Source organism: Pseudomonas sp. KCJK9058, from assembly GCF_046230975.1.
GTDB lineage: Bacteria > Pseudomonadota > Gammaproteobacteria > Pseudomonadales > Pseudomonadaceae > Aquipseudomonas > Aquipseudomonas alloputida.
Genome location: NZ_JBJJLR010000009.1, coordinates 1 through 12,832 on the forward strand (window position 1 = coordinate 1; position 12,832 = coordinate 12,832).

The window sequence follows — 12,832 nt, forward strand, 5'->3', positions numbered from 1 at the left end:
TGTGCCGGCCTCTTCGCGGGTGAACCCGCTCCTACAAGGCAACGCGGGCCGGGCTCTTCGCGGGTGAACCCGCTCCTACAAGGCAACGCGGGCCGGGCTCTTCGCGGGTGAACCCGCTCCTACAAGGCAACGCGGCCCGGGCTCTTCGCGGGTGAACCCGCTCCTACAAGGCAACGCGGCCCGGGCTCTTCGCGGGTAAACCCGCTCCTACAAGGCAACGCGGCCCGGTGTAGGAGCGGGTTTACCCGCGAAGAGGCCAGCACAGGCAATACAAAGTTTCAGGGCCGCTCAGCCACCGAGTGGTCGTCCGCCACCGGCGTTCCCCGCCCGGCTTCCTGATGCCACTGCAGGGCGATCAGGATCAGCGTAGGCACCCCCAGCAGCGCCGTGATCAGGAAGAAGTCGTGGTAGCCGAACTTCTCCACAATAACGCCCGAATACCCGCCGATCAGCCGCGGCAACAGCAACATGATCGAACTGAGCAGCGCGTACTGGGTCGCCGAAAACTTCAGGTTGGTCAGGCTGGACAGGTAGGCGACAAAGGCCGAGGTAGCCATGCCGGAGCTGAAGTTGTCCAGCGAGATGGTCACCACCAGCATTTCCAGGTTCGGCCCCATGTCAGCCAACATCAGGAACAGGATGTTGGTGCCGGCAGAGGCCGCGCCGCCAATGAACAGGATTGGCATGATGCCGAAGCGTACGATCAGCAGGCCGCCAACCCCGGCGCCGACCAGGGTCATGATCAGGCCGAAGATCTTGCTGACGCTGGCAATCTGGTCCTTGGTGAAGCCCATGTCGATATAGAACACGTTGGCCATCACCCCCATCACCGTGTCCGACATGCGATAGGTGGCGATCAGGCCGAGCAGCAGCAGAGCCTGCCAGCGGTAGCGGGTGATGAAGTCGTTGATCGGGGTCAGCACGGGGGCCAGGCCGCGGCGGCCGAGGCTCGACAGGCAGGCCCAGGTCAGCAGCACGTAGAGGATCAGGCGCAGGAAGGCGCGGTCTTCCAGCAGCAGGTCCAGCGGCGTGGCATCACCGGAGACCACGCTGGACCAGCCGGTATTGAACATCTGGGTGAAGCTGGCCGGTACCGAGACCAGCAGGATGATCAGCACGAACACCGAAGCCATCTGGTGCACCAGCCCGTAGCGCGCTGCCGACAGTTGGGTGCGCATGGGCACTGGCGGTTCGCGCATGACCAACGTGGTGAACAGGGCGGGCAGCATCATCACCCCGAACATCACGTAAGTGCCGGCCCAGGCCTTGTGCAGGTAGCTGAAGCCGGTAGAGCCGAACCACTCGGCGAAGAACAGGGCACCGGCCGTGGCGAGCAAGGCAGCCACCCGGTAGCCGGCCATGTAGCTGGCAGCGAGCGCGGCCTGGCGCTGGTCGTCAGCGATTTCCAGGCGGTAGGCGTCGACTGCAATGTCCTGGGTAGCCGAGGCGAAAGCCACCAGTACGGCCATGGCAATCAGCCAGGAGAGATGCTGTTGCGGGTCGCACAGGCTCATGCCGACCAGCCCGATCACCACCAGCGCTTGCGACAACAGCAGCCACGAGCGCCGGCGCCCGAGGCCGCCAAGCAGCGGCAAGCGCCATTGGTCGAGCAGCGGTGACCAGACCCACTTGAAGGCGTAGGCCAAGCCAATCAGGCTTGCATAACCGATGGTTTCACGGGCAACGCCGGCTTCGCGCAACCATACCGACAGGGTCGAGAACACCAGCATGTAGGGTAGGCCGGCGGCGAAACCGAGTAGCAAAAGTACCAATGTTGACGGGCTGGCATAGGCAGCAAGCGCAGCGCGCCAGGTTTTACGGGGCATGGGCCAACATCTGCCTCAAGTTTTCGAAAACAAAGCGCGCACTCTAACCGCTGTGCTCCATTGGGCGCCAGCCATGGCGCGTCATATCCACACGATTGTTGCTTACATTCACACCTTCTGCGCGTAACCGCGCCCGTTGTTCATCGCCCGACGGGGTGCCCAGCGCCAGGCTCAGCCGGCCACCCGCAGCGAGCACCCGGTGCCAAGGCAGGCGTGTGTCTGCAGGCAACTGCCCCAGGGTGCGCCCAACCCAGCGCGCCGCACGGCCAAGCCCAGCCAGTTCGGCCAGTTGGCCATAGCTCACGACCTTGCCGGGTGGCACTTGGCCCAGTACTGAATACAGCGCCGTTCGTCGGCCCTCGGCCGAATCGAGGGCGTGCTCATATCCATCAGACATCTCGCCCGCCTTGGGCTGCAGATGAAACCGGACCGGTGGTCTGGTAAATGAGAGTTGAACTCAACGGCATACTCCCGGTCTGTCCTTGCTCTGGTCTTGGGTATCTGGATAATGCCCGGCTTTTTCGTCAAATCGAACCCATAGTCCGCAAACAAAGCCCGTTTATGAATTCTAGATCCTTGTTGTGCCTTCTTGCTGTTTCCCTGTGTGCCTCTCCGGTGTTCGCCGACACTGTGTGGATGAAGAACGGTGACCGGCTAAGTGGCAAGATCAAGGTATTCGATGGCGGCAAGCTGCTGCTGGAAACCCCTTATGGTGGGTCCATCGCCCTGGACTGGAAACAGGTCCAGACGCTGGAAAGCGACCAGGAGATGCTGGTCAAGCAGGACGCCTACAGCGGAGAGAAAGCCAAGTCGCTCAAGGCGGCAGAGCCAGGCAAGGTGACCTTGGCCAATGGCGAGGCACCGAAGACGGTGGAGCTGGCCAGTATCGAGCAGATCATGAAGCCCAAGCCGCTGGTCGAGGATTTCGTGTGGAAAGGCAATGTCGACGTGGCACTGGACTACAAGCGCGCCGAGAACGACACCGACGATTACGACGTGGGCTTCAAGACCACCGCCCGTCATGGCCGTTGGCGGCACAACGCCGAGGGTGAGTACAACCGCGAGACCAAGGACGACGTCACCACCACCGACAACTGGAGCGCCGAGTACGCGCTGGACCGCTTCATTACCGAGAAGTGGTTCTGGCAGGGGCGTGCGGAATACAAACGTGATCGCATCGAAGACCTGGCCCGCCAGCGCACCGTGGGTACCGGCCCGGGTTACCAGTTCTGGGACGATGAGCTGGGCGCGTTCTCGCTGGGCTCACTGATCAACCGTACTGACTTCGAGTATCAGGATGGTGGCAAGGATAATTTCTATTCTGCGGCCGTGAAGTGGGATTACACCCGCTACCTGATCGGCAAGAACGTGCAGCTGTTCACCAACGGCGAGTTCGCCAAGCCGCTGGGTGGCGTGGCCGACTACTCGCTGGATGCCGAGGTTGGCCTGCGTTACAAGGTCACCGAGTGGGCCTCGCTGAACCTCAAGGCGGAGAAGGACATCATCACCGGCACGCGTGAAAGTGACCTGGACAAGACACGCTATACCGCGGGCTTCGGCGTTACCTGGTAAGGCGTCTGGATGCAGGTCAGTGGCACAGGCAGCTGATAATGCTTATCTTGTCCCCAACCCGTCCGCCAGGAGCCGCCCTCAAGTGAGTACCAACGCCATCCGCCCCGCCCGGGAACTGCTGCTCAAGGAATACCGCGGCGTGCTTTCGACACATTCCAGGTCGATGCCTGGCTACCCCTTCGGTTCGGTCGTGCCGTACTGTCTGGACGACCAGGGCAACCCGCTGATCCTGATCAGCCGCATTGCCCAGCACACCCATAACCTGCAGAAGGACCCCAAGTGTTCGCTGTTGGTGGGTGAGCGCGAGGCCGAGGATGTGCAGGCGGTAGGGCGCCTGACGGTGATGGCCGAAGCGCACAAGCTGGTCGACGAGGCCGTCATCGAGGCCGCCGCCGAGCGCTATTACCGCTATTTCCCGGATGCGGCCAACTACCACAAGGCCCACGACTTCGATTTCTGGGTGCTGCAACCGGTGCGTCACCGTTACATCGGCGGCTTCGGTGCGATCCACTGGCTTGACCATGTCACCTTGGCCAACCCGTTCGCGGGCAAGGCCGAGGGGAGCATGATCGAACACATGAACAGCGATCACGCCAGTGCCATTGCCCACTACGTCGAGTTGACCGGGTTGCCACGGCACGTACCGGCGCAGATGGTTGGGGTAGACAGTGAAGGCATGCACCTGCGCATCGGCCAGGCCGTGCACTGGTTGCCTTTCCCCACTACTTGCAACACGCCGACACAAGTCCGCGAGGCCTTGGTTTTGCTGGCTCGCGCCGACCATTGGCCGCTTGTGATGCAAGCCGAGGGTTGAAATCCGGAGCGCAGGCATCCATGTGAGGTCTTATTGGAAGGTTATCTTCCGTCGAGGAACCCTTGATGCGTGCTTTTCTACTGCTGTTTCTGATTTTTCCTGTGCTGGAGCTGTTCGTCTTCGTGAAGGTCAGCGCGGCAATCGGTTTCTTTCCGGCGTTGCTGCTGATCATCGCCGGCTCCGCCTTGGGCGTACTGGTCATGCGGGTGGCCGGCCTGGCGACTGCACTGCGCGCCCGTGAAAGCCTGCAGCGCGGTGAATTGCCCGCCGAGGACATGTTCCAGGGCATGATGCTGGCCGTGGGTGGTGGCCTGTTGTTGCTGCCCGGCTTCATCAGCGACGTGCTGGGTGTGCTGTGCCTGCTGCCATTCACCCGCCGCCTGGCGGCGCGCAAGATGCGCGAGCGTGCCGAGGCCCAGGCCATGCGCCAGCGTGCATTCCAGGATGACCCCTTCCAGGCGCAGCCGCGTGATGGCGGCCACCGCCCGAACGTGATCGAAGGCGAGTACGAGCGCCGCGACAAGTAAAAAGGACCGGGGCCGCACAAGCGGCCCCGGTTTTTTTTGGCCTGATGAAAATTTTTCTATCTCGAGCCTTGTAATTGGATGTGGCGGCCTCATGTATGTGGTCACCGCAAGGTTTCTGGTGGCAACACCAGACATTACACAGGTGGTTCGCTCACAGCGGGCCGCCCCCGGCAACGCCGGACAGCATCAAAACCGCCGGTGTCGAACCGGCCGATGAAAACCACAATTTGGGAGAGATCGACAATGAAACTTCGTCCTCTGCATGACCGCGTAGTCATCCGTCGCAGCGAAGAAGAATCGAAAACCGCTGGCGGTATCGTCCTGCCGGGTTCGGCCGCTGAAAAACCAAACCGCGGCGAAGTTGTAGCCGTCGGCACCGGTCGCGTCCTGGACAACGGCGAAGTTCGCGCGCTGGCCGTGAAAGTGGGTGACAAAGTGGTTTTCGGCCCGTACTCGGGCAGCAACACCGTGAAAGTCGATGGCGAAGACCTGCTGGTCATGGCCGAGAACGAAATCCTCGCCGTTGTTGAAGGCTGATTTCCCCCCGACTTCCCGTTACTCCAAAGTTTTTCAAGGATTAAACGATCATGGCTGCTAAAGACGTAAAATTTGGTGATTCCGCCCGTAAGAAAATGCTGGTTGGTGTCAACGTTCTGGCTGACGCGGTAAAAGCGACCCTCGGCCCGAAAGGCCGTAACGTGGTACTGGCCAAGAGCTTCGGCGCGCCGACCATCACCAAGGACGGCGTTTCCGTCGCCAAAGAAATCGAGCTGAAAGACGCTTTCGAAAACATGGGCGCCCAGCTGGTCAAGGAAGTTGCTTCCAAGGCCAACGACGCTGCCGGTGACGGCACCACCACCGCTACCGTTCTGGCTCAGGCCATCGTCAACGAAGGCCTGAAAGCCGTCGCTGCCGGCATGAACCCGATGGACCTGAAGCGCGGTATCGACAAGGCCACTGCTGCCGTTGTTGCCGAGCTGAAGAACCTGTCCAAGCCATGCGCCGACTCCAAGGCCATCGCCCAGGTAGGTACCATCTCTGCCAACTCCGACAACTCCATCGGTGAAATCATCGCCGAAGCCATGGAAAAAGTCGGTAAAGAAGGCGTGATCACCGTTGAAGAAGGCTCGGGCCTGGAAAACGAACTGTCCGTCGTAGAAGGCATGCAGTTCGACCGCGGCTACCTGTCGCCGTACTTCGTCAACAAGCCGGACACCATGGTTGCCGAGCTGGAAGGCCCGCTGCTGCTGCTGGTCGACAAGAAAATCTCCAACATCCGTGAGCTGCTGCCAGTTCTGGAAGCCGTTGCCAAGGCCGGCCGCCCACTGCTGATCGTTGCCGAAGACGTTGAAGGTGAAGCGCTGGCTACTCTGGTAGTCAACAACATGCGCGGCATCGTCAAGGTTGCTGCAGTCAAGGCTCCAGGCTTCGGCGATCGCCGCAAGGCCATGCTGCAGGACATCGCCGTCCTGACTGGCGGCCAGGTCATCTCCGAAGAAATCGGCCTGTCCCTGGAAACCGCTACCCTGGAGCACCTGGGTAACGCCAAGCGCGTCATCCTGTCCAAGGAAAACACCACCATCATCGACGGTGCTGGCGCTGACACCGAGATCGAAGCACGCGTCAAGCAGATCCGTGCCCAGATCGAAGAAACTTCCTCGGACTACGACCGTGAGAAGCTGCAAGAGCGTCTGGCCAAGCTGGCTGGCGGTGTTGCCGTGATCAAGGTGGGTGCCGGCACTGAAGTTGAAATGAAAGAGAAGAAAGCTCGCGTTGAAGACGCCCTGCACGCTACCCGTGCAGCCGTTGAAGAAGGCGTGGTGCCTGGCGGTGGTGTTGCCCTGGTTCGCGCCCTGGCGGCCATCGTCGACCTGAAAGGCGACAACGAAGACCAGAACGTCGGTATCGCGCTGCTGCGTCGCGCTGTTGAATCCCCGCTGCGCCAGATCACTGCCAACGCCGGTGATGAGCCAAGCGTGGTTGCTGACAAGGTCAAGCAAGGTTCGGGCAACTTCGGCTACAACGCCGCTACCGGTGAATACGGCGACATGATCGAGATGGGTATCCTGGACCCAGCCAAGGTTACTCGCTCGGCGCTGCAAGCTGCTGCTTCGATCGGCGGTCTGATGATCACCACCGAAGCCATGGTTGCCGACCTGCCGGAAGACAAGCCAGCTGCTGGCATGCCTGATATGGGCGGCATGGGTGGCATGGGCGGCATGATGTAAGCCAGCCTTACCCCCTGCACCATCAAAAAGCCCCGGTTCGCGAGAGCCGGGGCTTTTTTTTATTCCTGTCGGGGCCTCTTCGCAGCACAAGGCTGCGCTTGAGCCTTGTGCTGTGAAAAGCGTGGATCAACCGACCAGCGGATCACCCACGTGCAGGATCTTCATGCCGTTGGTGCCACCGATAGTGTGGTAGCTGTCACCCTTGGTCAGGATCACCCAGTCACCTTGCTCCACCAGGCCACGTTTGAGCAGTTCGTCGACCGCTGCCTGGCTCACCTTGTCGGCCGGCAGCGCGGCCGGGTCGAAGGCAATCGGGTACACGCCACGGAACATCGAGGCGCGTGCCTGGGTGGCGCGGTGCGGCGACAGGGCGAAGATCGGTACATGCGAACGCAGGCGCGACATGATCAGCGGGGTGTAGCCGCTTTCGGTCAGGGCGATGATCGCCTTTACGCCCGGGAAGTGGTTGGCTGTGTACATGGCCGCCAAGGCGATGCTTTCGTCGCAGCGCTCGAAGGTGGTGTGCAGGCGATGGCTGGACTTCTGGCTGGTCGGGTGCTTTTCGGCACCCAGGCAGATGCGTGCCATGGCCTGGACAGCTTCGATCGGGTAGGAACCGGCGGCGCTTTCGGCCGACAGCATCACCGCATCGGTGTTGTCCAGCACGGCGTTGGCCACGTCGGACACTTCCGCGCGGGTCGGCATCGGGTTCTGGATCATCGACTCCATCATCTGAGTCGCCACGATCACGGCCTTGTTGTTGCGGCGGGCGTGCTGGATGATCTTCTTCTGGATAGCGATCAGCTCGGCGTCGCCGATTTCCACGCCCAGGTCACCACGGGCAACCATCACAGCGTCGGAGGCGGCGATCAGCTTGTCGAGGGTCTCGTCATCGGCAACTGCTTCGGCGCGTTCGATCTTGGCCACCAGCCAGGCGCTGCCGCCGGCTTCGTCACGCAGCTTGCGCGCGTATTCCATGTCGCTGGCGTCACGCGGGAAGGAAACGGCCAGGTAGTCCAGGTCCATTTCCGCAGCCAGTTTGATGTCGGCCTTGTCTTTTTCGGTCAGGGCCGGTGCGGTCAGGCCACCACCTTTACGGTTGATGCCTTTGTGGTCCGACAGTGGGCCACCGATGATCACCACGCAGTGCAGGGCGTCTGCAGTGGCGGTTTCGACGCGCATGACCACGCGGCCATCGTCGAGCAGCAGTTCGTCACCAACGCCGCAGTCCTTGACCAGGTCGGGGTAGTCGATACCGACGATGTCCTGGTTGCCTTCGGTCAGCGGGTGGGCGGTGGAGAAGGTGAACTTGTCACCGATCTTCAGTTCGATGCGCTTGTTGGCGAACTTGGCGATGCGGATCTTCGGACCCTGCAGGTCGCCCAGCAGTGCAACATGGCGGCCGTTCTTGGCGGCGATGTCACGGATCAGGCGCGCGCGGGCCTTGTGCTCGTCCGGCGTGCCGTGGGAGAAGTTCAGACGTGCCACGTCCAGGCCGGCGAGGATCAGTTGTTCGATCACTTCCGGCGAGTTGCTGGCGGGGCCAAGGGTGGCGACGATTTTGGTGCGGCGGATGCTCATGCACAGACTCCTATAGTGAAGCGCAGCGAAAGGCTACTCCTGAATCTCGCTGTAGTCATTGTTCCGTTGCACTACCTGCGACCAAGGCAGGGTGGCATTTGAACGGGGCAGGGTATCCTTGCAAAAGGGTGTGAAGATTTGCAGGCAAACGCCGATACACTGGCATCAAAGGAGATCCCCATGCGAGCCCTGATCGTTTTAGCCTTGGCCGCCAGCGCCGTCGGCTGTACCCGCTGGTCCATGGACCACCACCTGAACAATGCCTACCGCGCCTACGACCGCGGCGATTGCGCACGGGTCATGCTCGAACTGTCGCAGGTTGATCGCACCAGCCGTGCCCGGCCGTTCATCCACCCCGAAGTATCACTGCTGCGCGGCCAGTGCCTGGAGCGCCAGGCGTTGTACGTGGACGCGGCGCAAACCTATCAGTACCTGATCCAGCAGTACCCGGGCAACGAATATGCCTATCGCGCCCGAGCGCGCCTGCAGACCTTGGAAAAACTTGGCCATTTGCGCGGTGCAGAAACGGCGGTGGCCAACCCGGTGACGACCGTACCTTGGCGCTAACACAAAGGTGTGGTTTATTTCACGGGATTTGCTGCGCGTGCTGCGCTAATCTGTAACTCAGCTGTTACAACAACCGCCAGTACCTAGTATTCCTGGCATCAGGTACGGAATACACTCGCGATCATGTTTAACAAGCGCCACATCGAACGTCATCAGCTACCTTGTGTCCTCAAGGTGTTCAACCGCTTTACCGATCAGGAGATCGGTCAGCTAGGCAATGCCTCTGAAAATGGGTTGATGGTCATCAGCCAGTTGCCCGTGTTGGTCGGGCCTGATTACGAGCTGCAACTGCGTATGCCCCTGCCTGGCGGTGGGCACCAGTTCGTCAACCTCACGGCCAGTTGCCTGTGGTGCCGCGAGGACCAGACGCCTGGGCACTACGATTCGGGCTTCATGCTGCTGCAGTCTCCGCGCGAGTACGATGATTTCGTACGTTCGTTGCGCGACTATTTCAGTTTCCGCCCCGCGAACGCTCCCGTCTGAACGTTCATTTTTCAGAATCGCGCTAGAATCGGGTCGACCTCGATACAGGACGACCCCGTGACCTCCAGCATTTTCTGGCACGACTATGAAACCACCGGCATCAACCCGCGCTGCGATCGGCCGCTGCAGGTGGCCGGCGTGCGCACTGACTTCGACCTCAACGAAATCGACGAGCCAATCAGCCTTTATTGCCGACCGTCGGACGACATCCTGCCGCACCCGGCGGCCTGCCTGGTGACAGGCATCACGCCACAACTGTTGGCGGAGCAGGGCCTGTGCGAAGCCGAGTTCATGACTCGCGTGCACGCCCAGCTGGCGCAACCGGGTACCTGTGGTGCCGGCTACAACACCCTGCGCTTTGACGATGAAGTGACCCGCTACAGCCTTTACCGCAACTTTTTCGACCCCTATGCCCGTGAATGGCAGGGAGGCAATAGCCGCTGGGACCTGATCGACATTGTGCGCACCGCCTATGCCCTGCGCCCGGAAGGCATTGAATGGCCGCAGCAGGACGGGCGCACCAGCCTGCGTCTGGAGCTGCTGAGCAAGGCCAATGGCATTGACCACGGTCATGCCCACGAAGCGCTTTCCGACGTGCGGGCAACCATTGCCTTGGCTCGCCTGATTCGGCAGAAACAACCCAAGTTGTATGACTGGCTGTTTCAACTGCGCAGCAAGCATAAAGTGATGGAGCAGATCCGTCTGTTGCAGCCACTGGTGCATATATCCGGGCGTTTTTCGGCGGCGCGCAATTACCTGGGGGTCGTATTGCCACTGGCCTGGCACCCGCGTAATCGCAATGCACTGATTGTCTGCGACCTGCATCAGGAAACCCTACCGTTACTGCGGGAAAGTGCTGAAGTTTTGCGTCAGCGCTTGTACACCCGGCATGATGAATTGGCCGAAGGTGAATTACCGGTACCGCTCAAATTGGTGCAGATCAATCGTTGCCCGGTAGTGGCGCCGCTGTCGGTATTGCGCCCGGTCGATCAACAACGATTGGGCCTGGACTTGACGTTGTTACAATCGCGCGGCGAACAATTGGCCAATCAACAGGCGCAATGGCAAGAAAAGCTGGAGCACATCTATGGCAAGGACGAGTTCGCCCCGAGCGAGGACCCGGAACAGCAGTTGTATGAGGGTTTTATAGGTGACCGCGACCGGCGCTTATGCGAGCAAGTTCGTGCGCTGGAACCGGCGCAGTTGAGCCATGGCCACTGGATGTTCGATGATCCGCGTTTGCCGGAGCTGTTGTTCCGCTACCGGGCACGTAACTTCCCTGAAACCTTGACACCCGAAGAGCGGCAACGTTGGTATGGCTTCTGCCAGCAACGCCTGAGCGACCCGCAGTGGGGCGCTCCGAATACCTTGGGCGACTTCGAACAGGCACGCCAGCAAGCCTGGGAGGGCGCCGACGAGGCGGGCAGGCGAGTGTTGGAGGCCTGGCAATTGCATGCTCGACAATTGCGGGAGCACTATTCAATCGGCTGATGGCCGGTAAACAAAAACGCCGGCAGTGTGCCGGCGTTTTTGTTGTGCGAAGCAAGAGGCGTATGCGGATAATCAGTCCAGCAGGGTTGCCCAGCTTTCAACCACATCGCCGCCCCAAGTGGCTTTCCACTCTTTCAGGGTCTTGTGGTTGCCGCCTTTGGTTTCGATCACTTCACCGTTGTGCGGGTTCTTGTATTGCTTGACCTTGCGTGCGCGCTTGGTGGCGGTAGTCTTGACCGAACCACGAGGTGCCTTGCTCAGTTTCGATTCTGGATCGAGCAGGGCAATCACGTCGCGCAGCGACTTGGAGTACTCGCCCATCAGTGTGCGCAGTTTGCCTTCGAACTCCAGTTCTTTCTTCAGCTTGTCATCCTGCGACAGATTGGCCAGGCGGGCCTGAAGTTCCTTGATGGCTTCTTCGGTAGCGCGGTACTCGTTGATCAGGGACATGGAGTGTTCCTTAATGCGTGTTCAGAAATGTGTGGGGCAATAATAGACAGCCCCTACTCGCAAGTAAACATAAGATTGGGCAATTAACTGTTAATTAAGCTGTGACAGCATTTCTCTACGTGAACAAATTTTTACATATGCCCCGTGCGTTTCCTCTTGTCTGTCAGGCAGCGCCCGTGTGGCGTTTTCGGGCCTGCATATGCAATCGCGGCAGCGATCAATACTGCGTTTTTTCTGGCGGGCCGCTAGAATAGGCGCCTTTGCGAAGTTCTGGAGTCTCATTCATGCGCACCTATCGTCTGGTGATCGCCTGCCCCGACCGTGTAGGCATCGTGGCGAAAGTCAGTAATTTCCTGGCCTTGTACAATGGCTGGATCAACGAAGCCAGCCACCACTCCGATGAGCAGAGCGGTTGGTTCTTCATGCGTCATGAAATCCGCGCTGAATCGCTGCCGTTCGGTATCGAAGCCTTCCGTGAGGCGTTTGCGCCGATCGCCGAAGAGTTCTCCATGACCTGGCGCATTACCGACTCGGCTCAGAAAAAACGCGTGGTATTGATGGCCAGCCGTGAGTCGCACTGCCTGGCAGACTTGCTGCACCGCTGGCACACCGATGAGCTGGACTGCGAGATCCCTTGCGTCATTTCCAACCACAACGACCTGCGCAGCATGGTCGAGTGGCACGGTATTCCGTTCTTCCATGTTCCGGTCGACCCCAAAGACAAGGCCCCGGCCTTTGCCGAAGTGTCGCGCCTGGTGCAGGAGCATGCCGCCGACGTCGTGGTGCTGGCCCGCTACATGCAAATCCTGCCACCACAACTGTGCCGGGACTATGCCGAGAAGGTGATCAACATCCATCACAGCTTCCTGCCGTCGTTCGTCGGCGCCAAGCCTTACCACCAGGCTGCCCTGCGTGGGGTGAAGCTGATTGGCGCGACGTGCCACTACGTCACTGAAGAGTTGGATGCCGGCCCGATCATCGAGCAGGATGTGGTGCGTGTCAGCCATGCCGACAGCATCGAGGACATGGTCCGCTTTGGCCGTGATGTGGAGAAGATGGTGCTGGCCCGTGGCCTGCGTTATCACCTGGAAGACCGTGTGCTGGTGCATGGTAACAAGACTGTGGTGTTCGACTGACACCGTCCGGCTTGCTGTGAGGTGCTGGGCTGCTGCGCAGCCCTGTCGCGACAGGGGCGCAGAGCGCCCCGGCAATCTTGGGTGAAACGGCAATGACCAAGCAACGCAACAACCCCGTCGCCTCACCTCCACCGATCCTTGGCGAAGGCTGCCTGGC

The 12,832-nt window shown here is 60.5% G+C and carries 13 protein-coding genes; 9 read left to right on the top strand and 4 right to left on the bottom strand.

Annotated elements, in window-relative coordinates; all coding sequences use genetic code 11:
* Positions 1-278: 278 nt before the first annotated feature.
* Together ACK59Z_RS07735 and ACK59Z_RS07740 are read right to left on the bottom strand one after the other, a co-directional pair.
* On the bottom strand, positions 279-1,826 hold the full coding sequence (locus ACK59Z_RS07735; protein WP_003251896.1) for an AmpG family muropeptide MFS transporter: 1,548 nt from the start codon (positions 1,824-1,826) through the stop codon (positions 279-281).
* Between the two features lie 43 nt (positions 1,827-1,869).
* Entirely contained in the window at positions 1,870-2,223 is a 354-nt protein-coding gene (locus ACK59Z_RS07740; protein ID WP_003251897.1) for an MGMT family protein, read from the bottom strand.
* Positions 2,224-2,387: 164 nt separating this feature from the next.
* Between ACK59Z_RS07740 and ACK59Z_RS07745 the strand changes: the two genes are divergently transcribed.
* The 5 genes from ACK59Z_RS07745 to groL all read left to right on the top strand — a co-directional run bounded on the left by ACK59Z_RS07745 (position 2,388) and on the right by groL (position 6,967).
* A complete protein-coding gene (locus ACK59Z_RS07745) occupies positions 2,388-3,398 on the top strand; it encodes a DUF481 domain-containing protein (protein WP_012053643.1) in 1,011 nt (336 codons plus the stop codon).
* Positions 3,399-3,480: 82 nt separating this feature from the next.
* Positions 3,481-4,212, top strand: a complete 732-nt coding sequence (locus ACK59Z_RS07750) for a HugZ family protein (RefSeq protein ID WP_003251901.1) — start codon at positions 3,481-3,483, stop codon at positions 4,210-4,212.
* A gap of 65 nt (positions 4,213-4,277) precedes the next feature.
* Positions 4,278-4,739, top strand: coding sequence for an FxsA family protein (locus ACK59Z_RS07755; RefSeq protein ID WP_003251903.1), 462 nt, complete (start codon positions 4,278-4,280; stop codon positions 4,737-4,739).
* A gap of 243 nt (positions 4,740-4,982) precedes the next feature.
* Positions 4,983-5,276 (top strand): co-chaperone GroES, encoded by a 294-nt coding sequence (locus ACK59Z_RS07760; protein WP_003251905.1) that lies wholly within the window; start codon positions 4,983-4,985, stop codon positions 5,274-5,276.
* Between the two features lie 50 nt (positions 5,277-5,326).
* Positions 5,327-6,967 (top strand): chaperonin GroEL, encoded by a 1,641-nt coding sequence (gene groL, locus ACK59Z_RS07765; RefSeq protein WP_003251907.1) that lies wholly within the window; start codon positions 5,327-5,329, stop codon positions 6,965-6,967.
* Positions 6,968-7,093: 126 nt separating this feature from the next.
* Here the strand turns inward: groL and pyk are convergent, their stop codons facing one another.
* Entirely contained in the window at positions 7,094-8,548 is a 1,455-nt protein-coding gene (gene pyk / locus ACK59Z_RS07770; protein ID WP_108191243.1) for a pyruvate kinase, read from the bottom strand.
* Positions 8,549-8,728: 180 nt separating this feature from the next.
* Here pyk and ACK59Z_RS07775 point away from each other — a divergent pair, with 180 nt between their 5' ends.
* The 3 genes from ACK59Z_RS07775 to sbcB all read left to right on the top strand — a co-directional run bounded on the left by ACK59Z_RS07775 (position 8,729) and on the right by sbcB (position 11,089).
* A complete protein-coding gene (locus tag ACK59Z_RS07775; RefSeq protein WP_003251914.1) occupies positions 8,729-9,115 on the top strand; it encodes a hypothetical protein in 387 nt (128 codons plus the stop codon).
* A gap of 123 nt (positions 9,116-9,238) precedes the next feature.
* The gene (locus tag ACK59Z_RS07780) at positions 9,239-9,598 is read left to right on the top strand and encodes a PilZ domain-containing protein (protein WP_108191242.1); all 360 of its coding nucleotides are present in this window, start codon (positions 9,239-9,241) and stop codon (positions 9,596-9,598) included.
* A 57-nt stretch (positions 9,599-9,655) separates the two neighbouring features.
* Positions 9,656-11,089, top strand: a complete 1,434-nt coding sequence (sbcB, locus tag ACK59Z_RS07785) for an exodeoxyribonuclease I (RefSeq protein WP_108191241.1) — start codon at positions 9,656-9,658, stop codon at positions 11,087-11,089.
* Between the two features lie 72 nt (positions 11,090-11,161).
* Here the strand turns inward: sbcB and mvaT are convergent, their stop codons facing one another.
* Positions 11,162-11,539 carry a histone-like nucleoid-structuring protein MvaT gene (gene mvaT, locus ACK59Z_RS07790; RefSeq protein WP_003251920.1) on the bottom strand — a complete coding sequence of 126 codons (378 nt, stop codon included), beginning with the start codon at positions 11,537-11,539 and terminating at the stop codon, positions 11,162-11,164.
* Between the two features lie 284 nt (positions 11,540-11,823).
* Between mvaT and purU the strand changes: the two genes are divergently transcribed.
* Entirely contained in the window at positions 11,824-12,675 is an 852-nt protein-coding gene (gene purU / locus ACK59Z_RS07795) for a formyltetrahydrofolate deformylase (protein WP_003251921.1), read from the top strand.
* Positions 12,676-12,832 lie beyond the last annotated feature (157 nt).

Excerpts from the sequence above, each read along its gene's own strand:
- ACK59Z_RS07735 (WP_003251896.1), bottom strand. The coding sequence starts at position 1,826 with ATGCCCCGTAAAACCTGGCGCGCTGCGCTTGCTGCCTATGCCAGCCCG.
- ACK59Z_RS07740 (WP_003251897.1), bottom strand. The coding sequence starts at position 2,223 with ATGTCTGATGGATATGAGCACGCCCTCGATTCGGCCGAGGGCCGACGA.
- ACK59Z_RS07745 (WP_012053643.1), top strand. The coding sequence starts at position 2,388 with ATGAATTCTAGATCCTTGTTGTGCCTTCTTGCTGTTTCCCTGTGTGCC.
- ACK59Z_RS07755 (WP_003251903.1), top strand. The coding sequence starts at position 4,278 with ATGCGTGCTTTTCTACTGCTGTTTCTGATTTTTCCTGTGCTGGAGCTG.
- ACK59Z_RS07760 (WP_003251905.1), top strand. The coding sequence starts at position 4,983 with ATGAAACTTCGTCCTCTGCATGACCGCGTAGTCATCCGTCGCAGCGAA.
- groL (WP_003251907.1), top strand. The coding sequence starts at position 5,327 with ATGGCTGCTAAAGACGTAAAATTTGGTGATTCCGCCCGTAAGAAAATG.
- pyk (WP_108191243.1), bottom strand. The coding sequence starts at position 8,548 with ATGAGCATCCGCCGCACCAAAATCGTCGCCACCCTTGGCCCCGCCAGC.
- ACK59Z_RS07775 (WP_003251914.1), top strand. The coding sequence starts at position 8,729 with ATGCGAGCCCTGATCGTTTTAGCCTTGGCCGCCAGCGCCGTCGGCTGT.
- ACK59Z_RS07780 (WP_108191242.1), top strand. The coding sequence starts at position 9,239 with ATGTTTAACAAGCGCCACATCGAACGTCATCAGCTACCTTGTGTCCTC.
- mvaT (WP_003251920.1), bottom strand. The coding sequence starts at position 11,539 with ATGTCCCTGATCAACGAGTACCGCGCTACCGAAGAAGCCATCAAGGAA.
- purU (WP_003251921.1), top strand. The coding sequence starts at position 11,824 with ATGCGCACCTATCGTCTGGTGATCGCCTGCCCCGACCGTGTAGGCATC.